The 21,265-nt window shown below is 66.3% G+C and carries 20 protein-coding genes; 13 read left to right on the plus strand and 7 right to left on the minus strand.

Annotated elements, in window-relative coordinates; all coding sequences use genetic code 11:
- Positions 1-26: 26 nt before the first annotated feature.
- From phaC to AXA74_RS17340, 8 genes are all read left to right on the plus strand, one after another.
- Positions 27-1,652 carry a class I poly(R)-hydroxyalkanoic acid synthase gene (gene phaC / locus AXA74_RS17305; RefSeq protein ID WP_032955828.1) on the plus strand — a complete coding sequence of 542 codons (1,626 nt, stop codon included), beginning with the start codon at positions 27-29 and terminating at the stop codon, positions 1,650-1,652.
- A 49-nt stretch (positions 1,653-1,701) separates the two neighbouring features.
- On the plus strand, positions 1,702-2,439 hold the full coding sequence (locus AXA74_RS17310) for a 3-ketoacyl-ACP reductase (RefSeq protein WP_029578605.1): 738 nt from the start codon (positions 1,702-1,704) through the stop codon (positions 2,437-2,439).
- A 94-nt stretch (positions 2,440-2,533) separates the two neighbouring features.
- Positions 2,534-3,094 (plus strand): polyhydroxyalkanoate synthesis repressor PhaR, encoded by a 561-nt coding sequence (phaR, locus tag AXA74_RS17315; RefSeq protein WP_029578604.1) that lies wholly within the window; start codon positions 2,534-2,536, stop codon positions 3,092-3,094.
- Between the two features lie 171 nt (positions 3,095-3,265).
- Positions 3,266-3,805 carry an iron transporter gene (locus tag AXA74_RS17320; RefSeq protein WP_029578603.1) on the plus strand — a complete coding sequence of 180 codons (540 nt, stop codon included), beginning with the start codon at positions 3,266-3,268 and terminating at the stop codon, positions 3,803-3,805.
- 2 nt (positions 3,806-3,807) lie between these two features.
- On the plus strand, positions 3,808-4,140 hold the full coding sequence (locus tag AXA74_RS17325) for a cupredoxin domain-containing protein (RefSeq protein WP_029578602.1): 333 nt from the start codon (positions 3,808-3,810) through the stop codon (positions 4,138-4,140).
- A gap of 10 nt (positions 4,141-4,150) precedes the next feature.
- The gene (locus AXA74_RS17330) at positions 4,151-4,993 is read left to right on the plus strand and encodes an FTR1 family iron permease (protein ID WP_029578601.1); all 843 of its coding nucleotides are present in this window, start codon (positions 4,151-4,153) and stop codon (positions 4,991-4,993) included.
- Between the two features lie 27 nt (positions 4,994-5,020).
- Positions 5,021-6,397: a 4Fe-4S binding protein gene (locus AXA74_RS17335; RefSeq protein ID WP_032955826.1), complete on the plus strand. Its 1,377-nt coding sequence runs from the start codon at positions 5,021-5,023 to the stop codon at positions 6,395-6,397.
- 93 nt (positions 6,398-6,490) lie between these two features.
- The gene (locus tag AXA74_RS17340) at positions 6,491-7,360 is read left to right on the plus strand and encodes a PhzF family phenazine biosynthesis protein (RefSeq protein WP_029578599.1); all 870 of its coding nucleotides are present in this window, start codon (positions 6,491-6,493) and stop codon (positions 7,358-7,360) included.
- 77 nt (positions 7,361-7,437) lie between these two features.
- Here AXA74_RS17340 and AXA74_RS17345 read toward each other — a convergent pair whose 3' ends face one another.
- From AXA74_RS17345 to cphA (AXA74_RS17365), 6 genes are all read right to left on the minus strand, one after another.
- Positions 7,438-7,770, minus strand: a complete 333-nt coding sequence (locus AXA74_RS17345) for a BON domain-containing protein (RefSeq protein WP_029578598.1) — start codon at positions 7,768-7,770, stop codon at positions 7,438-7,440.
- Between the two features lie 77 nt (positions 7,771-7,847).
- Positions 7,848-8,012: a DUF1328 domain-containing protein gene (locus tag AXA74_RS23975; protein WP_029578597.1), complete on the minus strand. Its 165-nt coding sequence runs from the start codon at positions 8,010-8,012 to the stop codon at positions 7,848-7,850.
- Between the two features lie 47 nt (positions 8,013-8,059).
- Positions 8,060-8,260: a CsbD family protein gene (locus AXA74_RS17350; RefSeq protein WP_029578596.1), complete on the minus strand. Its 201-nt coding sequence runs from the start codon at positions 8,258-8,260 to the stop codon at positions 8,060-8,062.
- Positions 8,261-8,563: 303 nt separating this feature from the next.
- Positions 8,564-9,094, minus strand: a complete 531-nt coding sequence (locus tag AXA74_RS17355) for a cytochrome b (RefSeq protein WP_029578595.1) — start codon at positions 9,092-9,094, stop codon at positions 8,564-8,566.
- 146 nt (positions 9,095-9,240) lie between these two features.
- On the minus strand, positions 9,241-11,814 hold the full coding sequence (gene cphA / locus AXA74_RS17360) for a cyanophycin synthetase (protein WP_032955825.1): 2,574 nt from the start codon (positions 11,812-11,814) through the stop codon (positions 9,241-9,243).
- 70 nt (positions 11,815-11,884) lie between these two features.
- The gene (cphA, locus tag AXA74_RS17365) at positions 11,885-14,497 is read right to left on the minus strand and encodes a cyanophycin synthetase (RefSeq protein WP_060833236.1); all 2,613 of its coding nucleotides are present in this window, start codon (positions 14,495-14,497) and stop codon (positions 11,885-11,887) included.
- Between the two features lie 265 nt (positions 14,498-14,762).
- Here cphA (AXA74_RS17365) and AXA74_RS17370 point away from each other — a divergent pair, with 265 nt between their 5' ends.
- Both AXA74_RS17370 and AXA74_RS17375 read left to right on the plus strand, forming a co-directional pair.
- A complete protein-coding gene (locus AXA74_RS17370; protein WP_029578592.1) occupies positions 14,763-17,039 on the plus strand; it encodes a cyanophycin metabolism-associated ABC transporter in 2,277 nt (758 codons plus the stop codon).
- On the plus strand, positions 17,036-17,515 hold the full coding sequence (locus AXA74_RS17375; protein WP_029578591.1) for a cyanophycin metabolism-associated DUF1854 family protein: 480 nt from the start codon (positions 17,036-17,038) through the stop codon (positions 17,513-17,515). The genes AXA74_RS17370 and AXA74_RS17375 overlap by 4 nt, the downstream gene beginning before the upstream one ends.
- On the opposite strand, the gene AXA74_RS17380 is transcribed toward AXA74_RS17375, so the two are convergent.
- Positions 17,512-18,645 (minus strand): GNAT family N-acetyltransferase, encoded by a 1,134-nt coding sequence (locus AXA74_RS17380; protein WP_032978163.1) that lies wholly within the window; start codon positions 18,643-18,645, stop codon positions 17,512-17,514. The two genes, AXA74_RS17375 and AXA74_RS17380, sit on opposite strands and share 4 nt — an antisense overlap.
- A 53-nt stretch (positions 18,646-18,698) precedes the next feature.
- Between AXA74_RS17380 and AXA74_RS17385 the strand changes: the two genes are divergently transcribed.
- From AXA74_RS17385 to AXA74_RS17395, 3 genes are all read left to right on the plus strand, one after another.
- Positions 18,699-19,505 carry a ferritin-like domain-containing protein gene (locus tag AXA74_RS17385; protein WP_032955823.1) on the plus strand — a complete coding sequence of 269 codons (807 nt, stop codon included), beginning with the start codon at positions 18,699-18,701 and terminating at the stop codon, positions 19,503-19,505.
- A gap of 32 nt (positions 19,506-19,537) precedes the next feature.
- Entirely contained in the window at positions 19,538-20,746 is a 1,209-nt protein-coding gene (locus tag AXA74_RS17390; RefSeq protein ID WP_032955822.1) for a lytic murein transglycosylase, read from the plus strand.
- Between the two features lie 81 nt (positions 20,747-20,827).
- Positions 20,828-21,256, plus strand: coding sequence for a YidB family protein (locus AXA74_RS17395; protein ID WP_029578587.1), 429 nt, complete (start codon positions 20,828-20,830; stop codon positions 21,254-21,256).
- Positions 21,257-21,265 lie beyond the last annotated feature (9 nt).

Below are 21,265 nucleotides of genomic sequence, written 5' to 3' on the forward strand. Positions count from 1 at the left end.
CGCAGTTCCGATAACAAGGTGTCGAAGTGACCGCCCATCTTTCCGCCGCATGGCCTGTCCCGGTGAGCGTGGCACCGGATGCTCTGGCAGAGATACAGGCCGAGTTTTCCCGAGAATGGCTGCGCATTTGCGATGAGGCCCAGCGCGGCATATTGTCCGCCCCGGCCGACAAGCGCTTTGCCAGTCCGGCCTGGCTGGCCGACAAGCGCCATCTGCTGATGGCCCATGCCTACCTGCTGTCTGCCCGGGTGCTGCATCGCATGGTCGAGGCCGCCCAGGTGAGCGAGCAGCTGCGCAGCCGGCTGCGTTTTTCCATCATGCAATGGGTCGATGCGCTGTCGCCCGCCAATTTCCTGGCCTTCAACCCGGACGCCCAGCAATCCATCGTCGAGACGGCCGGCCGCGCCTTGAATGCAGGCCTGGCCAATCTGATGGCCGACCTGCGCAAGGGTCGCATCACCCAGACCGACGAGAGCCAGTTCGAGATCGGCCGCAATGTGGCGGTCACGCCCGGCGAGGTGGTCTACGAAAACCGCCTCATGCAGCTGATCCAGTATGCGCCCCAGACCGACAAGGTCTACGAGCGGCCGCTGGTGGTGGTGCCGCCCAATATCAACAAGTACTACATCCTGGACCTGCAGCCCGAGAACTCCTTCGTGCGCCATGCGGTGCAGGCGGGCCATACGGTTTTCATCGTTTCCTGGCGCAATCCGCTGTCTTCCGACCGCGATGGCGTGGACACCGCCACCTGGAGCGATTATCTCGACGAGGCCGTGCTCAAGGCGCTGTCGGTGGCCTCGGACATCACGGGCCAGGAGCAGGTCAACGGCCTGGGCTTTTGCGTGGGCGGCACAATGCTGGCCGCGGCGCTGGCGCTGGCCGATGCGCGCGGCGAAAAGCCCGTGGCCGCGCTGACGCTGCTGACCTCGCTGCTGGACTTCCATGACACCGGCGTGCTCAAGGTCTTCGTCGACGAGGGCCATGCGCTGCTGCGCGACCACCAGCTCGGACAGGGCGGGCTGATGTCCGCGCGCGATCTGGCCACCACCTTTTCCTTCCTGCGCCCCAACGAGCTGGTCTGGAACTACGTGGTCGCCAACTATCTCAAGGGCCAGACGCCGCCGGCGTTCGACCTGCTGTTCTGGAACGCCGACAGCACCAACCTGCCCGGTCCATTCTTCTCCTGGTATTTCCGCAATACCTATCTCGAGAACAACCTCAAGGTGCCGGGCGTGGCCCAGGCGGCCGGCACGCCGCTCGACCTGAGCCGCCTGAGCATGCCGGCCTATATCTATGGTTCGCGCGAGGATCACATCGTGCCCTGGCAATCGGCCTATGCGAGCACGCAGCTGCTGCGCGGCCCCATGCGCTTCGTGCTGGGGGCGTCGGGCCATATCGCCGGGGTCGTCAATCCGCCCGCCAAGAAGCGCCGCAGCTTCTGGGCGGACGAGTCGGGCGCGGCCCTGCCAGGCGATCCCAATGCCTGGCTGGCGCGCGCCGTGGAGCATCCCGGCAGCTGGTGGCCCGATTGGACACAGTGGCTGGCCGGACACGCAGGCAAGCAAGTAGCCGCTCGCCGCAAACTGGGCAGCAAAAAGTACGCGCCCATAGAACCGGCACCCGGCAGGTACGTCAAAGTCAGGGCGGTCTGAAGACTGTCTATTTCATTCAAAGCTTGCGTCGAAACAGGAGGAAGTCAATATGAGCGGAAAACTGGCATACGTGACCGGCGGCATGGGCGGCATCGGAACCGCCATCTGCCAGCGCCTGGCCAAGGATGGCTTCCGTGTGGTGGCGGGCTGCGGGCCCAGCCGCAACTACCAGCAATGGCTGGATGAACAAGCCGCCCAGGGTTTCACCTTCCATGCCTCGGTGGGCAATGTCTCGGATTGGGAGTCCACGGTCCAGGCTTTCAACAAGATCAAGGCCGAGCTGGGCGAGGTGGATGTGCTGGTCAACAACGCCGGCATCACCCGCGACGGTTTGTTCCGCAAGATGACGGTCGACGATTGGCGCGCCGTGATCGATACCAACCTGAACAGCCTGTTCAACGTCACCAAGCAGGTCATCGACGCCATGGTCGATCGCCAGTGGGGGCGCATCATCAATATCAGTTCGGTCAACGGCCAGAAGGGGCAGTTCGGCCAGACCAACTACTCCACCGCCAAGGCCGGTATCCACGGCTTTTCCATGGCGTTGGCCCAGGAGGTCGCCAGCAAGGGGGTCACGGTCAACACCATTTCTCCGGGCTATATCGGCACGGACATGGTGCGCGCCATCCGCCCCGACGTGCTGGAGAAGATCGTCGCCACCATTCCGGTGCGCCGCCTGGGCACGCCCGAGGAAATCGCCTCGATGTGTTCGTGGCTGGCCTCGGATGAATCGGGCTTCGCCACGGGCGCGGATTTCTCGCTCAATGGCGGTTTGCACATGGGTTGATACCCGTTGGAGGGGCCGGGCAGGCTGACGCCTGTCCGGCAAAGCACGTAAAATCGTTGAGAATTAAAGAGATCTCCCGATCTCGGGGACAGCCATGACGCAAGCTCAATCCGACGCCCCCCAGCGTCTGATCAAGAAATATCCGAACCGCCGCTTGTACGACACGCAGACCAGCACCTACATCACGCTGGCCGACGTCAAGCAACTGGTGCTCGCCAACGAAGACTTCCAGGTGGTCGACGCCAAGAGCGGCGAGGACCTCACGCGCAGCATCCTGCTGCAGATCATCCTCGAAGAGGAAAGCGGCGGCATGCCGATGTTCTCCTCGACCATGCTGTCGCAGATCATCCGCTTCTATGGGCACGCCATGCAGGGCATCATGGGTTCCTACCTGGAGAAGAACATCCAGGCCTTCATGGAGATCCAGCAGCGCATGGCCGAACAGTCCAAGGGCTTGTACGGCAGCCAGTTCGGTCCGGAAGCCTGGACGCAGTTCATGAATGTGCAGACGCCCATGCTGCAGAAAATGATGAACAACTACATCGACCAGAGCAAGAATCTGTTCGTGCAGATGCAGGACCAGATGCAGGACCAGACGCGGGCCATGTTCGCCAACTTTCCGTTCCCGCCAGGGCAGGGCGGCGGACGCAAATAAGCGCCTCTGAAAGCGGTCTGAAAGACGGCGTCCCATCGGGCGCCGTCTTGCTTTTTTGTGGGCCTGATACGGGATTAATTAAGGTCGCTGTCAGCTTGTTGCCGCTACATTAATGAAAACAGTTCTTGTTTGTGTTTTGTGCAAGCTGATACTTTCCCGAGGATAAACCCAATGTTGAAAAAAGCCTTCTGGCTGGCCGTGGCCGCGATGACTGTTTCCGGCGCCGCGATGGCCGCCGAGTATCCGATCGGCAAGCCGGTGGAAAAGGGTGGCATGGAGATCGGCGCGGTTTACCTGCAGCCCATCGAAATGGATCCTCCGGGCGTGATGCGTCCGGCCAAGGATTCCGACATCCACCTCGAGGCTGATATCCATGCGTTGGCCAACAATCCCACGGGTTTCCCGGAAGGCGAATGGATGCCTTACCTGGTCGTGAATTTCGAGATCCAGAAGGTCGGCAGCCAGAACGTGCAAAAGGGCCATCTGATGCCCATGGTGGCCAACGACGGCCCGCATTACGGCGACAACGTCAAGCTGGAGGGCCCGGGCAAGTACAAGCTCAAGTACACCATCCAGCCGCCGACGGCCGACAAAATGTCGCACTTCGGCCGCCACGTTGACAAGGAAACCGGCGTGGGCCCGTGGTTCGAGCCCTTCGAACTCGAATATGAATTCGTCTATGCCGGCACCGGCAAGAAGGGCGGGTACTGATCGTGCGAGGCCTGTGGGCGTTTTTGCTGGCCCTGATGCTTTGGGCGCCCGCGCATGCGGACGAGATGCCGACTTTTACGCTCACCTTCAAGCCTGACGGCACGTTCGAGCCGGCCAGGCTGGAAGTGCCGGCCGGCCGTTTCAAGATCGAACTGATCAACGAGAGCAATGAGCCGGTGGAGTTCGAATCGATTCCGCTGCGCAAGGAAAAGGTGTTGGGCCCCGGCGTGAAGTCGTTTGTGGTCATCACGATCTCGCGGCCCGGCGAATATCCCTTTTTCGATGATTTTCACCAGAACGTGAAGGGCACGCTGGTGGTCAAGCCCAAGGAATAACCGGGCCCTTATGGAACAGGTCGCATTCATCGTCTGGCGCGAAAGCGTCGAAGCCCTCCTCGTGGTGGGCATTCTCTATTCATGGCTGCGCGCGACGCCCGAGGGCCGGCGCGGCCTGCCTTATCTGTGGGGCGGTGTCGCCGCGGGCCTGGGCCTGGCGCTGATGCTGGCCCTGGTGCTGCTGGGCGTGTCCGAGTGGCTGAGCGACACCGGGCAGGAGTGGTTCCAGGCGGGCATGTCCCTGTTGGCCTGCGTGCTGGTCGTGCAGATGGTGGTCTGGATGAAGCGCCACGGCCGCACCCTCAAGCGCGAGCTCGAAGGCGGGGCGCGGCAGTCCGTCGCCAATGACAATTGGTGGGGCCTGCTGGTCCTGGTGATGATCGCGGTGGCCCGCGAAGGCAGCGAGACCGTGGTGTTTCTCTATGGCACGGTTGCGGCGGCCCAGGACGGCGGCAGCCCCGTCATGCTGGCCCTGGCCGGGGTGGGCGGTTTCCTGGTGGCGCTGCTGACCTTCTGGCTGCTGCAATTGGGCGGCAAGCTGATCACGTGGCGGCGGTTTTTCCGCATCACCGAAGTCCTGCTGCTGCTGTTGGCCGGTTCGCTCCTGGTGGGCGGCCTGGACCACCTGATCTCGCTGGACGTGCTGCCCACCATCGTCGATCCGGTGTGGGATAGCGCCTGGCTGCTCGATGACAGCAGCGGCCTGGGCAAGATCCTGGCGGATTTCGCGGGTTATCGGGCCTATCCGGCATTGATTTCAGTGCTGGTCTGGCTGGCTTACTGGTTGGTGGTGTGGTTGCTTCTGCGCCGCACCGATGCGCAGGCCCAGGCTGCGCAAGTGACGGCACGCTGAGACAAAGGCGGCCGACGAGGTTTAGCAATGGGTTCTGCGCTCGGGCGGGCTACCGCCCGCTTTGCTGATTTTCTTCGCGATCATGCCCCGCTGTTGCGCAAGCTGCAGTGGGGCATCGTCGCGATATACGCTTTTCTCCTGATCGTGCCGGTGTTCCTGCCCTTGCCGGGCAATACGGCGTCGGTCTTCAACAACCTGACCGTGCTGGCGCAGTTCGCCTTCTGGGGCATCTGGTGGCCTTTTGTGCTGGTGTCCATGCCCATCATGGGGCGCGCCTGGTGCGGCTGGTTCTGCCCGGAAGGCATGCTCACCGAATGGGCCAGCGAACGCGGCCAGGGGCGCGCCATTCCGAAATGGATGCGCTGGGGCGGCTGGCCTTTCGTGGCCTTCGCGCTGACCACCGTCTATGGCCAGCTGGTCAGCGTCTACCAGTATCCGCTGGCCGTGCTGGCGGTTCTGGGCGGCTCCACCGTGGCGGCCATGATCGTCGGCTATCGCTACGGCCACAGCAAGCGGGTCTGGTGCAAATACCTCTGCCCGGTCAATGGGGTGTTCAACCTGCTGGCCAAGCTGGCCCCCTGGCACTACAAGGTCGATGAACAGGCCTGGCGCCACCCCGTGATCCGCATCGAGCCGGTCAACTGCGCGCCGCTGGTGCCCCTGCGCCACATGAAAGGCGCGGGCGACTGCCATATGTGCGGCCGTTGCAGCGGCTACCGCGGCGCGATCGCGCTTACGCCGCGCTCGCCCGAGCAAGAAATCGTCAACGTCGCCCACGGCGATGGCTGGCAGACGGCCTTGATCTGTTTCGGCCTCATGGGCGTGGCCATAGGCGCCTTTCTCTGGAGCGCCAGCCCCTGGTTCGTGGCCTTCAAGCAATGGGCGGCGACCTGGCTGGTCGAGCGCGACATCACCTGGCCGCTGATCGACAGCGCACCCTGGTTTATCTTGACGCACTATCCCGAGGTCAATGACAGCTTCTCCTGGCTGGACGGCGCCGGCATCCTGGCCTTCGTGGCGGGGGCCACGGTCTGTGTGGGCGGGGCGGCGTTTGCCGGCCTGTGGCTGGCCGATCGCGTCAGTCCCCAGGCCCAAGCCACCGGGCTGGCCGGCGTGCACAAGCTGGCGCAGGCCCTTATCCCCTCGGCCGGCGTCGGCGTCTTCCTGGGCCTGTCGGCCACCACGGTGACGTTGCTGCAGCACGAAGGTGTGCGCACCGGGTGGGTGGCGCCACTGCGGTTCACGCTGCTGGCCCTGGCCGTGCTCTGGACCCTGCGCCTGGCCTGGCGCGTGCTGGGCCAGCGCCCCGCGGGGCTGGCGCGCCGTGTCATGTCATGGCTGTTGGTGGCAGCGGGCCTGGCGCCGTTCTGCCTGGCCTGGTGGCTGTTCTTCGCCGCCTGGTGAAAATCATGCGCGGCTGTATCTGTCGCGCGGGGGCGGGCAGCCGCTATATTGGGGCTTTCCCCTTGAGGGGAGGTCCCTTGCAGCGCTGCCGCCATGCCTGATTTCCGTTATCGCCTCGTCAATGTGTTCGCCGAATCCTTTTTCGGCGGCAACCCGCTTTGCGTATTTGAAGATGCCCGCGGCATGCCCGTGGACGTCATGCGCGATCTGGCCTTGCAATTCAATCTTTCCGAGACAACGTTTGTGCTGGAGCGCCCCGAGCCGGGCGTGGCCGATGTGCGCATCATGACGCCCACGCACGAAATGGCGTTTGCCGGTCATCCCTCCCTGGGCACGGCCCATGTGCTGCGCGACCTGGGCCTGGCGATCCAGGATACGGTCACCTTGTCGCTGGCCGCCGGGCGCGTGCCGGTTCGCGCCCAGGGCGATGTCTGGACCCTGGTGGCGCCTTCGGCCCAGGCGCCGCGCCTGCGGCCCGCCGAAGCCAGCCGGGCCGAGGTGGCGGCCTTCCTCGGCTTGTCGACCGAGGATCTGGCCGGCGATCCGGTCTGGGTGGATACGGGTATCGAGCAATGTGTCGTGCCCTTGGCCTCGCCGCAGGCCGTCAAGCGGGCCACGCCCCATGATGCCCAGCGCTGGGGCCAGAGCCGCGATGGGCGGCGGGTGCTCTATGCCTTTGCCTTCGAGGGGCAGCGGCGCGAGGGCCGCGAAGTGGTGTGCGCGCGCTATTTCAGCGCCCGCGGCGCCGGAGTGGTCGAGGACCCCGGCACGGGCTCGGCTTGCGCCAATCTCGGCGGCTGGCTGCTGACGCAGGGCCGCGATATTCCAGGCGGCGTGCTGGTGGAGCAGGGCGATCTGGTGCGCCGTCCTTGCCGTCTGTTTCTCGATGTGGACGCCGGCCAGCGGATCCGGGTCGGCGGGCGGGTGATCACCGTGGGCGAGGGCGTGGTCCGCCTGCCCTGAGGCGCGCGCCATAAAAAACCCGGGCTGTGTGCAGCCCGGGAAATCCGGCGATCAATCATGCGACTGATGCGCGGCGCTTACTTGGCCTTGGCGGGGTCGACCTTCACGTTGTTGTTGACCTGCTTGACGCCTTCCACGCCTCGGGTCACCACGGCGGCCTTGTCGGCCTGGGCGGCCGTGCCCACCGTGCCGGTGAGGGTGACCACGCCGTTATTGGTTTCCACCGCCACATCCAGCGCGCTCAGGTCCTTGTCGGCGACCAGGGCGGCCTTGACCTTGCCCGTGATGGCGGTGTCGCTGGCGTACTCACCCACCGACTGCTTGGGCTTGCCGTCGGCGGCATGGGCCAAGGTGGCGAAGGCCGCGGTCGTGCCCAGGGCGATGGCGGCGAACAGTTGACGAGTTTTCATGGTCGTTCTCCCTATGGTTGTGTTGCTCGGGGACGCTCAATCTTTAGCGCCGCGGCTTGGGGCCGCATATCCGGGTGCTATTTCTTTCTTAGTGTGCCGCTGAGGATGGAAAGCAGCGCGAGCACCAGGAAGACAAAGAACAGGATCTTGGCGATACCGGCGGCGCCGGCGGCGATGCCGCCGAAGCCCAGTACCGCGGCGATGATGGCGATCACGAAGAAAACAGCCGCGTAGTACAGCATGATGATTCTCCTCGCAGGGTTGAGGCTGGCCGCGGAAGGCAGTCAGCTCAGCGGTTTTTGTCGAAGAACTCGCGGACTTCCTTTTGCGCTTCTTCGCGCGTCTTGCCGTAGCGTTCCTGGATCAGGCCCGCCAGGCGTTCCGCGTTGCCCTCGGTGCGGGTGAGCTCGTCGTCGGTGAGTTCGCCCCAGGCCGCTTTGGCCTTGCCGCTCAATTGCTTCCACTTGCCCGCAATGATGTCGTTGTTCATCTCGCCTCCTTGCGTTGCTGTTGGGAAGATCGCCTGGCCGGGCGATGCTTCCGGGGGTGGCCGATCGGCATGGGTCTACCCTAAAAGCCGGGTGCGCAGGGTGTCAAACCTGGCTGTGGGCGAATGTAACGGACACCAAAATGCCCCGGACGGCGGGGTCCGTGGACACGTTTTCAGAGGGTGGGGCGGGGGTGGCGGGCGCGCAAGGCGTCGCAAGCTTCCCCGGGGCGGGGAGGCCGGGTGAAGTTACATTTCGGACAAGTTTTGACCCGCTTTGAGCCGGCCGGGTAACGAGATGTGGCTTCAGAGCATGCGCCGCAGGGTCTCGTCGCGCTTCACATAGTGATGCCATAGCGCGGCCAGGGCATGCAGGCCGATCACGAAGTAGAACAGGTTGCCGATGAGTTCGTGCGCCTCTTTGATCAGCGGGCGCCACTCGGGATTGGGGCCGGCGATGCGGAAGCTCCAATCCAGGCCGATCAGGGTGACGGGGCGGTCGGCCAGGTTCAGCGTCAGCATGCCCAGCAGCGGCTGGGCCAGGATGAAGATGTACAAGGCCAGGTGGGCCAGCCGTGCCAGGATGGACAGCAGCACGGATTCGTTCAGGTCGGCGGGCGGCTCGTGGCGGGCGCGCCAAGCCACGCGCACCAGCGCGGCCACGAGCACCAGGGTCCCGGCCCATTCATGGATGCCGGTCCAGAGGGGGCGGCCAGGGTCGCCCTTGGGGCCCCGGATCTCGATCGCAAGATAGGCCAGCGCGACCAACACGGCGGTAATCCAATGCAGGGCGACGGCGCCCCGGGTATAGCGTCGGGCGGCGGTTATCTCGGACATATCGGCTGGGGCTCCATGGCTGGCGGAGCCCCTATCGTAGGGGAAGTCAGCTGTCTATTTGCTTGATTCGAGTCAATTCGCGAATTTTTGCTGAAGAATTCTTGTTCAGGCGGCCCAGGCGCGGTCCATGCCCGCGCCTGGGTGGATCAGCCTTTCTCGGCCACGCGGCTGGCGATATGCGCCAGCGCTTCTTCGACCTGGTCCACCAGGATCAGGCAGAGGTCGCCGGGCGCCAGGCGGGCCAGCGCGCGATCGATGGCGATGAATTCGCCTCGGATTTCCTCGATGTGGGAGGCTCGCCTGGCCTGGGCCAGGCCCTGGCGCAGCAAGGCGATGACTTCGCCGTCCTCGCGTCCGCGCTGGCATTGGTCTTCGTAGAGCAGCACGTCATCGAAGTGGTCGCCGAGGATTTCGGTCTGCTGGCGCAGATCCTCGTCACGCCGGTCGCCCGCGCCGCTGATGACGACGCTGCGCCGCTTGGCAGGCATGGCATCCACGGCCTGGACCAGCGCCTGGATGGCATCCGGGTTATGGCCGTAGTCGGCGATCAGGGTGGCGCCGCCATAGTCGAACACATTGAAGCGGCCGGGGGCGGTCTGGGCGTCGTTGACGAAGGAAGCCAGCGCCTGGCGGATGGTCTGCCAATCGATGCCCAGCGCCCAGGCGGCACCCACGCAGGCCATGGCGTTCTCGACCTGGAAGGTAATGGCGCCGTTGCGCGTGAGGGGGATCCGGGACAGCGGGATAGCCACTTCTTCGCTGCCTTCGGCGGCCACGATGTTGTCGCCTTCGCGGTAGACCACGCGCTTGCCCTGGGCGCGGTGCGTGGCCATGACAGGATGGTTGCGGTCCTGGGCGAAGTAGGTGACGTCGCCCGGGCAGGCGCTGGCCATCTCGGCCACATGGGTATCGGCCGCGTTCAGGACGGCCATGCCCTTGCTGCGCACGTACTGCACGATCACGCGCTTGACCACGGCCAAGTCTTCGACAGTGCTGATATAGCCCAGGCCGAGGTGGTCGCCCATGCCGATATTGGTCACGATGGCCACATCGCAGCGATCGAAGGCCAGGCCTTCGCGCAGGATGCCGCCACGCGCGGTCTCGAATACCGCCGCGTCCACGTCGGGATGCAGCAGGATGCGGCGCGCGCTGCGCGGGCCGCTGCAATCGCCGGTATCGATGCGGCGCTTGCCCACATAGACGCCGTCGGAATTGGTCATGCCCACGCGCTTGCCGCTGCACGCCAGGATATGGGCCGACAGGCGCACGGTGGTGGTCTTGCCGTTGGTGCCGGCCACCGCGATGATAGGAATGCGGGCGTCATCGCCCTCGGCGAACATCTGGTTGATGATGGCTTCGCCCACGGCCCGGCCCTTGCCGAACGACGGGTTCAGATGCATGCGCAGGCCGGGCGCGGCGTTGACTTCGACGACCCCGCCATGCTGGTCTTCCAGCGGCAGGTGAACCGTCTCGGCCACGACGTCCACGCCGCAGATGTCCAGGCCTATCATGCGCGCGGCCGTGACGGCACGCGCGGCCAGCTCCGGGTGCACCTCGTCGGTGACGTCGGTGGCCGAGCCGCCGGTGCTCAGGTTGGCGTTGTTGCGCAACACCACCAGCGTACCGGCCGGCGGAACGGAATCGGGCGTATAGCCTTGCTTGCTCAGCACGCCCTGGGCGATGTCGTCCAGGCGGATCTTGGTCAGCGCGGTGGCGTGTCCGTCGCCGCGCAGCGGGTCGGCGTTGACCTCGTTCACCAGCTCGCGGATCGTGTGCACGCCGTCGCCGGTGACTTGCGGCGGGTCGCGGCGCGAGGCCGCCACCAGCGTGTTGCCCACGACCAGCAGGCGGAAGTCATGGCCGGGGATGTAGCGCTCGACGATGACTTCGGAACTGATCTGCGAGGCCGCCTCGAAGGCGGCCAGCACACGCTCGCGGGTCTCGATATTGACCGCCACGCCCCGGCCTTGGCTGCCGTCGCGAGGCTTGACCACCACGGGGCCGCCTAATTCCTGGGCGGCTTGCCAGGCGGCTTCGGCGTCGTCCACCGAGCGGCCCAACGGTACCGGCACGCCCGCGGCGTCCAGCAACATCTTGGTCAGGTCTTTGTCCTGCGCGATCGATTCGGCGATGGCGCTGGTGTGATCGGTTTCGGCGGCCTGGATGCGGCGCTGGCGGCTGCCCCAGCCGAACTGCACCATGCTGCCCTGTGTCAGGCGATGGTAGGGAATGCCGCGGGCGACGGCGGCGTTGACGATGGAGCCCGTGGAGGGCCCCAGGCGCACGTCTTCGTCGAGCTCGCGCAGGCGGGCAAGCGCCTGGGGCAGGTCGAAGGGCTGGTCGCGCAGCGCCGCATCGATCAAGGCCTGGGCCAGCTCCATGGCGAGCCGGCCCACTTCTTCTTCGCTGTATTCGACCACCACCTGGAAGATGCCGGGCTCGACGGTGGGCGAGGTGCGGCCGAAGGTGACGGGGCAGCCGGCATGCGCCTGCAGCGCCAGCGCGGTGACCTGCAGCACATGCGCCATCGAGACGGCGCCGCTATGGCCTTCCGGCCGCAGCAATCCGATCTGGGGAAAGCGCGCGCGCAGCCTGGCCTCGAAATCAGGCATGTCGTCGATCGAGCATTCGGTGTCGGCGCAGGCCGCGATGGCCTCGATGGCGGTATTACGGCTCCAGAGATTGGGGCCTCGCAGAGCGCGGATTCGGGAGACTTCCATGGCAGGCTTTCCTGTCTTCCAAGCGCGCCGCCCCGGGGAGCGGCGCCAGCAGTGTGTTTGTCGGTCGTTGTTATTGTTGAATCCAGCGGCGCACCAGGTCGATGGTGGGGCCGGAGAAAGCTTCATCGGATTGCAGCAGGATGAAATCGTCGCTGGCGCGTCCATCGAGCACATGCTGGATGGCCCGCGCATGGTCGGGTTCGTCCAGGATCCGCACCGGCCGTCCGCTGTCCTCCAGGCCCTGGCGAAGCAGCGCGCGCGCCTGGCCGGCCGGACGGCGGCTTTTCACGGTGGCGTCGTCATAGAGCACCACGAGATCGAACAGCTGGCCCAGCAGCCTGCCCTGTTCGACCAGGTCGGCATCGCGCCGGTCGGCGCCTGCCGAGTACACGGCCACGCGGCGCTTGGCGGGGAAGCGCCGCACCGCCGCCGACAGGGCGCGCAACCCGGGCGCGTTATGCACGTCATCGACCACGACCGTGACCCCGTCGCGCTGGAACAGGGTGAACTGCCAGGGCGCGTCGGCCTGGTCGATGTCGGAGGTCTCTATGCCCGCGCGGATGAGATCGACCGGGATGTCCAGGGCCCAGGCGGCCGCCACGGCGGCCAGCACGTTCTCGGTCTGGAAGTCCACGCGCGCGCCATGCGTGAGGGGCACGGCGGCGATATCGGCCAGCTTTTCCTCGTGCTCGCCGCGAGCCAGCACGATCTGCCCGTCACGGATGAAGACCGCGCGCTTGCCGTCGGCGCGATGCCGGGCCAGGGGCGGCAGCTGCGGGTCGATGCCGAAGAACAGCACTTCGCCATCGCACAGCTCGGCCATTTCGACCACGCGCGGGTCGCGCGCGTTGAGCACGGCCGCGCCCGTGGGCAGCACGACATCGACCTGGGTGCGGAAGACGGTGAACAGGCGCTCGGTCTCGTTGATATCGAAGTCGCCCAGGTGGTCGCCTTCGTCGATATTGGTCACCACGCCGACCTGGCAGCGATCGTAGGCCAGGCCCTGGCCCAGGATCACCCCGCTGTCGTTCTCGATGACCGCGGCTTCGACGTTGCGGTTCATCAGCACGCGGCGGCCCGCGGCCCAGTTGGCGCAATCGCCTTTCTGCACCAGGCGCTTGTTCAGGTAGAGGCCTTCGCTGCAGGCCAGGCCGGTCTGTTTGCCCGACAGATGCAGCAGGCGGCTGATGAGGCGGGCGACCACGGTCTTGCCGTTGGTGCCAGTCACGCCCACGATGGGAATGCGGCCGTCCTCGCCTTCCGGGAAGAGATGGTCGACGATGGCGCGCCCGACCGGCCTCGGCGTGCCGTCGGCCGGCTTCAGGTGCATCAGCAGGCCGGGGCCGGCATTGACTTCGACGATGGCGCCGCGCTGTTCTTGCAGGGGGCGCGATATGTCTTCGGCCACCAGGTCCACGCCGGCAATGTCCAGGCCCACGGCGCGCGCGGCCAGGGCCACCAGTTCGGCGGTGTCCGGGTGGACGCGGTCGGTCACGTCGAAGGCGACGTTGCCGCTGCGCTGGATCAGCACGCGGCGGCCGGCGGCCGGCACGCTGTCGGCCGACAGGCCCTGGCGGGCGATTTCCAGGCGCGCGGCCGAATCCAGGCGCACCGGGTTCAGCGGGTGGTCTTCGGTGCGGCCGCGGCGAGGATCGGTATTGATCTGGCTGTCGATGAGCGCCTCGACGGTGGAGACGCCGTCGCCGGTAATCCAGGCCGGTTCGCCGGCGGCGGCGGCCACCATGCGGTCGCCGACCACCAGCAGGCGATGCTCATTGCCGGGCACGAAGCGCTCGACGATGACGCCGCTGCCTTCATCGACCGCCACGGCATAGGCCGACTCGACCTCCTGGCGGGTGGACAGATTGGTGAAGACGCCCCGGCCATGATTGCCGTCATAGGGCTTGACCACCACGGGCAGGCCAATGCGTTCGGCCGCCTCCCAAGCCTGTTCGGCGCTGTCGACCAGGTGCCCCTCGGGCACGGGCACGCCGCAGGTTTCCAGGATGGTCTTGGTCAGGTCTTTGTCGCGCGAAATGCCCTCGGCGATGGCGCTGGTGCGGTCGGTCTCGGCCGTCCAGATGCGCCGCTGGCGCGCGCCATAGCCGAACTGCACCAGATTGCCCTCGAACAGGCGGGTATAGGCGATGTCGCGGTCATCGGCGGCGTCCACGATGCAGGCCGTGCTGGGGCCCAGGCAGTGGCGGTCCACCAGGCGGCGCAGATCGGACACGGCCTCGTCGACGTCGAAGGGGCGGTCTTCGATGGCGGCCATGACCAGGTCGCGGGCCGTCGACAGGGCGGCGCGGGTCACGACTTCGTGCCAGGCGCGCACGACGACCTTGTAGACGCCCACCGTGGAGGTTTCGCGCGCCTTGCCAAAGCCGCCGGGCAGGCCGGCCAGGTTCTGCAATTCCAGCGTCACATGCTCCAGGATATGGGCCGGCCAGGTGCCTTCGCGCAATCGTTGCAGGAAACCGCCGCGCACGCCCGGGCTGCAGCGGTGCTCGATCAGGGTGGGCAGCCAGGCGGTCAGGCGTTCATAGAAACCCGGAATGACATTGGATGGGCATTCCTCCAGCGCTCCGATGTCGACCCAAGCCTCCAGAACCGGACGATAAGTCCAAATATTCGGGCCGCGCAAAGCCACGACATCGAGAAATTCAATGTCCTTCTTTTTCATGATTCGTTCTTTGGTTATAGCGCTTGGCTGGCGCAGGGAGCCCGGATCGCGAGGAGGTCCGGGGGGCGCACGGAGAAAACGAAGGGCCAAGCGGGATTCGGCGGGGGGATTTCCTACGGTGGAAAATATGAAAACCGGCTGCTACTATACGCCGCCTTTTGGGCCATATAAACTCGCGCTGTTGTAAGGAACGGACAGGCATTCCGCCCCAGGCTAGGCAGGATGCCGCCAAGGCGGGTCGAAGCTTGGCTCGAAACGCGTTCTGATGAAAAAACACGATCCTAAATCCGGCGCTCTGGGGCGCGAGTTACCTGCTAGGTGGCAAACCGACGTCGACGCGCAGTTGGACGCCGGCGAGACGCTGTTGGGCTGGCTTGAGACCGATCTTGACGCACGTCTGTGCTTTCGTCCAGGCCTGGTGCTGGTGACGGACCGTCGTTTGCTCGCGCACGCGCCGGAAGACGGCCAATGGCGCGGTTTTCCGTATGCGCCGGGCCAGCGCCTGAGCCTGCAGGACCACGCCGGCGCGGTATGCCTGGAGCTGGACAATGGCCAGGAGCGCCTGGGCCAATGGCGCTTCACGCTGGGCCGCAATCCCGCCGCCCTCAAGCTGCTGACGGCTTTCGAGGGCCAACAGGCCTTGCGGCTGTCCAGCGCTGCAACGCAGCAAAAAAAAACGGCGGTTTGCCCGACCTGCCAGAATCCCCTCCCCGAAGGGCAGGATGACTGTCCCGTCTGCGACGAGGAGGTGCAGCCTTCCTCGACCTGGGCGCTGCTGCGCCTGTGGCGGTTCGCGCGGCCCTATCAGTTCGCCCTGATCAGCGGCTTTGTCCTGACGCTGCTGGCCACCGCCGCCACGCTGGTGCCGCCGTATCTGACCATGCCCCTCATGGACGAGGTGCTCATCCCCTTCCAGAACGGGGAGGCCATCGACTACAGCAAGGTCCGCCTCTACCTGGGCGGCCTGCTGGCGTCGGCCCTGGTGGCCTGGGGCCTGGGCTGGGCGCGCACCTACATTTTGGCCTGGGTGAGCGAGCGCATCGGCGCCGATCTGCGCACCACCACCTATGCGCACCTGCAGACCCTGTCGCTGGAGTATTTCGGCGGCAAGCGCACCGGCGACCTGATGGCGCGCATTGGCAGCGAGAGCGACCGCATCTGCGTCTTCATGTCGCTGCACCTGCTGGATTTCGCCACCGACGTGCTGATGATCACCATGACGGCGGTCATCCTGTTCTCGATCAACCCCTGGCTGGCCCTGGTCACCCTGCTGCCCTTGCCCTTCATCATGTGGATGATCCATGTGGTGCGCGACCGGCTGCGCCATGGTTTCGAGAAGGTCGACCGCATCTGGGGCGAGATCACCAATGTGCTGGCCGACACCATTCCGGGCATCCGGGTGGTCAAGGCCTTTGCCCAGGAAAAGCGCGAGGTGCAGCGTTTCCGCGAGGCCAATAACCGCAATCTGGAGGTCAACGACCGGGTCAACACCGTCTGGTCGCTGTTCTCGCCCACGGTCACGCTGCTGACGGAGATCGGCTTGCTGGTCGTCTGGATCTTCGGCATCTGGCAGGTCTCGCAGAAACAGATCACGGTGGGCGTGCTGGCGGCCTTCCTGGCCTATATCGGCCGCTTCTATACCCGCCTGGACTCCATGAGCCGCATTGTCTCGGTGACGCAGAAGGCCGCCGCCGGCGCCAAGCGCATCTTCGACATCCTCGACCACGTCTCCAGCGTGCCGGAACCCCAGAAACCGGTGGCGCTGCCCCAGGTGCAGGGGCGCATCGAGCTGCGCGATGTCGGTTTCCGCTATGGCAACCGCTCGGTCATCCGCGGCATGAACCTGGCCATCGCGCCGGGCGAGATGATAGGCCTGGTGGGCCACAGCGGCTCGGGCAAGAGCACGCTCATCAACCTGATCTGCCGCTTCTACGACGTCTCCGAAGGCGCCATCCTCGTCGATGGCGTCGATATCCGATCGCTGCGCGTGGCCGACTACCGCCGCAATATCGGCCTGGTGCTGCAGGAGCCCTTCCTCTTCTTCGGCACCATTGCCGAGAACATCGCCTATGGCAAGCCGGACGCCACGCGCGAGGAAATCATCGCCGCGGCGCGCGCGGCCCATGCCCATGAGTTCATCCTGCGCCTGCCGCACGGCTACGACTCGCTGGTCGGCGAGCGTGGGCAGGCCCTGTCCGGCGGCGAGCGCCAGCGCATCTCGATCGCCCGCGCGCTGCTGATCGATCCGCGCATCCTCATCCTCGACGAAGCGACCTCCTCGGTGGACACCACCACCGAGAAAGAAATCCAGAAGGCCCTGGACAATCTCGTGCGCGGCCGCACCACGCTGGCCATCGCGCACCGCCTGAGCACCCTGCGCCGCGCCAATCGCCTTGTCGTGCTGGACCGGGGCCGCATCGTCGAAGAGGGCACGCATGAAGTCCTGATGGCGGCCGAAGGGGCGTATTACAAGCTCTACCAGGCCCAGGCCCGCAACAACGAAAATGAGGCGGGCGATGGCGACATCGCCGCGGTGGCATGACGGGGCGCATCATGGGTGTCGATTTTCAGCTTCGGCGCAATGCCATGGGCAAGCTGGTGCTGACCAGCAATGGGCAGACGCACGAAGGGGTGATGCCGGTGCGGGCCTTCCCGATCAGCGCCCCGGCCGGGGGGCTGTCGCTGGTGACCGGCGACGGGCGCGAGGTGCTCTGGCTGGACAGCCTGGAAAGCGCGCCGGCCGCCGCGCGCGCCCTCATCGAGGAAGATCTGGCCGGGCGCGAGTTCATGCCCGAGATCCGGCGCATTGCCTCGGTGTCCACCTACGCCACGCCCTCGACCTGGCAGGTCGAGACCGACCGGGGCGATACGCGCTTTGTGCTGCGGGGCGAAGAGGATATCCGTCGCCTGGCCGGCCAGACCCTGCTGATCTCCGACAGCCACGGCATCCATTACTTGATCCGCGACGCGCTGGCGCTGGACCGCCATAGCCGCAAGATCCTCGACCGCTTTCTCTAGGCGCCGCGCCGCAAAGGCGTATGGCGCGCCAGTTCGTCGAGATATTCGTTCACCGCCCGGGTCTCCCGGCCCAGGAAGTCGTCGATGGCCGCCGCAAAGCGCGGGTCGGCGATCCAGTGGGCCGACCAGGTGGGCGTGGGCATCAGGCCGCGCGCCATCTTGTGCTCGCCCTGGGCGCCGCCCTCGAAGCGCGCCAGCCCTTGCGCGATGCAGTATTCGATGGCCTGCATATAGCAGGTCTCGAAATGCAGGCCGGGCAGGAACTCCATGGTGCCCCAATAGCGCCCATACAGGGTGTCGCCGCCGCGCAGATTCAGCGCGCAGGCAAGCGGCTGCCCCTGGCGTTCGGCCAGCACCAGCACCAGGCTGTCGGGCTGGGTGGCCAGCAGGCGTTCGAAAAAACCCCGCGTCAGATAGGGCGGGTTGCCATGTTCGAAGTAAGTGCGTTCATAGCAGGCATGGAAAAACGCCAGTTCGGCCGCGCCGATCTCGCGCCCGCGCAAATGCCGGAAGCGCACGTCCTGCGCCAGGACCTTCTTGCGGTCCTGGCGCAGTTTCTTGCGCTTGTCATGATTGAATCCCGCCAGGAAGGATTCGAAGTCGGCATGGCCGGCGTTGCGCCAATGGAATTGCACGCCTTCGCGCACCAGGCAACCGGCCTGGCGCAAGGCGTCGATATCCTCCTTGGACGCAAACAGGATATGCAGCGAGGACAGCTTCAGCGCCGAGGCCAGCTCGACCAGCCCGCGGGCAAGATGGGCGCGGGCTTCGCCATCTGTGGCCAGCAGGCGCGGGCCGCTGACCGGCGTGAAGGGCACGGCGGCCAGCAGCTTGGGGTAGTAGCGCAGGCCATGGCGCTCGAAGGCGTCGGCCCAGGCATGATCAAATACGTATTCGCCACGCGAGTGCGTCTTGAGATAGAGCGGCACGGCGCCGGCAAGCCGCGCGCCCTGGTGCAGGGTCAGGAAGAAGGGTGTCCAGCCCGTGCGCGGACTGGCGCAGCCGGTCTCGTGCAAGGCCGAAAAATACGCATGCGACAGCGCGGGGTGGATGCCGGCCAGGCGGTCCCATTCGCGGGGGTCCAGGCTGGCCAGCGGCGTGTCGACCTGCAGGCGGTAAGCGTCATCCATGGCGCAATGATAAAGTCCCGGCGGGACGCGCGGACATTCATTACGGGAGCATCATGCAAGAACAGGCGGACAGCCTCAGGGCCCGGGCGCTGGCGGCACTGGCCGTCCCGTCCTGGCAGGGTAAATTGGCGGCGGTGGCGGCGCTGGACGAGGCCACGGCCGTGGGCGCCGATTGCGTGCTCGCGCCGCCGCCCGGCCTGCCGGGGCGTCCGGCAAGGCCCGAGCTGGTGGCGCCCGCGCAGGTCCGCCAGCGCTCCGTGCGGACCGAAGCGGGGCGGGCGGCGCTGCTGCATGCCTTGGCGCACATCGAATTCAATGCCATCAACCTCGCCTTGGACGCGATCTGGCGTTTCCCGGGGCTGCCGGACCGCTTTTACCTCGACTGGCTCAAGGTGGCCCGCGAAGAGGCTCATCATTTCGACCTGCTCAACCGCCATCTGGGGCGGCTGGGGTACGGCTATGGCGATTTTCCGGCCCATAACGGCCTCTGGGAAATGGCCGAGAAAACCCGCGACGATCTGCTGGCGCGGCTGGCCCTGGTGCCGCGCACGCTGGAGGCGCGCGGCCTGGATGCTTCGCCGCTGATCCGCGACAAGCTGGCCCAGGCGGCGGATCCGGAAGGCGCGGCCATACTGGACATCATCCTGCGCGACGAGATCGGGCATGTGGCGATCGGCAACCACTGGTACCGCCATTTCTGCGCCTTGCAAGGGCGGAATCCGTTGACCGCCTACGCCGAGCTGGCGCGCCGCCATGGCGCGCCCAGGCTGCGCGGCCCCTTCAACCTCGAGGCGCGGCGCGCGGCCGGTTTCGATGAGGCCGAGCTGGAGGCCTTGCAGCAGCAGGTCCCGGAGGCATAGCCGGCGGTAGCGGCGGCGTTTAGAATGCCCGCATGAAGACGCTTCCGATCCTGCTTGCCGCGGCCGCCGTGCTGGCCGCCGGCCCCGTCCATGCCGAACCCACCGCCGCCGAGCTGGCGACCTATCGCCAATGCCTGGCCGACCTGCGCGCCAAGGCGCCGGAAGCTGGCGTGGCGGCCAAGAACTACGACCTCTACACCGATGGCCTGAAGCCCGACATGGACGTGATCGGCCTGCTCGATGTCCAGCCGGAGTTCAAGACCCCGATCTGGGACTACATGGCCGGCCTGGTCGATGCCGAACGCATCGATGACGGGCGCCAGGGCCTGGAGCAATGGAGCCAGGTGCTGGCGCGCGTCCAGGAGCAGTATGGCGTCGATCCGGCCACGGTCGTGGCCGTGTGGGGCGTGGAAAGCAATTTCGGCAAGAACCTGGGCGGACGGCCGTTGCTGACGTCCTTGTCGACGCTGAGCTGCTTCGGTCGGCGGCAGGGCTATTTCCGGGGCGAGTTCCTGGCCACCTTGCGTATTGTCCAGGACGAGCATGTGGCCGTCGACCGCCTCAAGGGATCCTGGGCCGGGGCTTTCGGCCAGACCCAGTTCATGCCCTCGACCTATCTGCGCCTGGCCGTGGACTTCGACGGCGACGGCCGCCGCGACCTGATCGACAGCGTGCCCGACGCCTTGGCTTCCACGGCCAATTTCCTCAAGCGCGCCGGCTGGAACAATGCCTTGCCCTGGGGCTTCGAGGTGAGTCTGCCGGAGGGCATGGACACCTCCTCGGCCGGGCGGCGCAACAAGCAGCCCATGTCGGCCTGGGCCGCCCGCGGCCTCAAGCGGGTCGATGGCAAGCCACTGCCGGCTGGCGACATGCCGGCCGGCTTGCTGCTGCCGGCTGGCCCGCAGGGCCCGGCCTTTCTCGTGACCCGCAATTTCGACGCGCTCTACTCCTATAACGCCGCCGAGAGCTATGCCCTGGCGATCGCCCATCTCTCGGATCGCCTGCGCGGCGGCATGCCTTTCGCGCGCGCCTGGCCCACCGACGATCCGGGCCTCTCGCGGGCCGAACGCAAGGAGATCCAGGAGCTGCTGGTGGCGCGCGGCTATGACATCGGCACGCCCGACGGCGTCATCGGCACGCGCACCCGCCAGGCCCTGCAGGCGGTGCAGCGGGAGCTGGGGTTGCCCGATGACGGCCGCGCCGGCCAGAAGACGCTGCGGGCCTTGCGCGCCAAGCCCTAACCACTGGTTGCAAACCGGCCGGCGCGCCGCGCCGGGCCAACCCCTATACTGGCCTTCCCCGAACGCCTGAAGGAGCGTGTGATGAGTCTCTTGGACACCCTGACTTCCCTGGCCGGCGGCGGCGAGAACAACCGCGGCGGCGCCGCCTCGCTCATTCCCGCCCTGATCGAGGTCGTCGGCAAATATCCGGGCGGCCTGTCCGGCCTGCTGCAGCAGTTGCAGCAAGGCGGACTGGGCGCCATCGTGGCCTCCTGGCTGGGGTCCGGCCCCAATCAGCCCGTTTCGCCCGAGCAACTGGGATCGGCGCTGGAGCCAGGCATGGTCAATGACCTGGCCGAGCGCACCGGCCAGGACCGCAACGCCGTGCTCGACGGCCTGAGCGCCATCCTGCCCAAGCTCGTGGACCAGGCCTCGCCGCAGGGCTCGGTCGAGCCGGGCCAGGGCCTGGACGCCGGCAAGCTGCTGGGTTCGCTGGCCGGCCTGCTGGGCGGACGCGGCCAGGCGGGCTAGCCGGCGCCG

Origin of the sequence: Bordetella hinzii LMG 13501 (assembly GCF_001548475.1) — a bacterium.
In the GTDB taxonomy this organism is placed as follows: domain Bacteria; phylum Pseudomonadota; class Gammaproteobacteria; order Burkholderiales; family Burkholderiaceae_B; genus Bordetella; species Bordetella hinzii.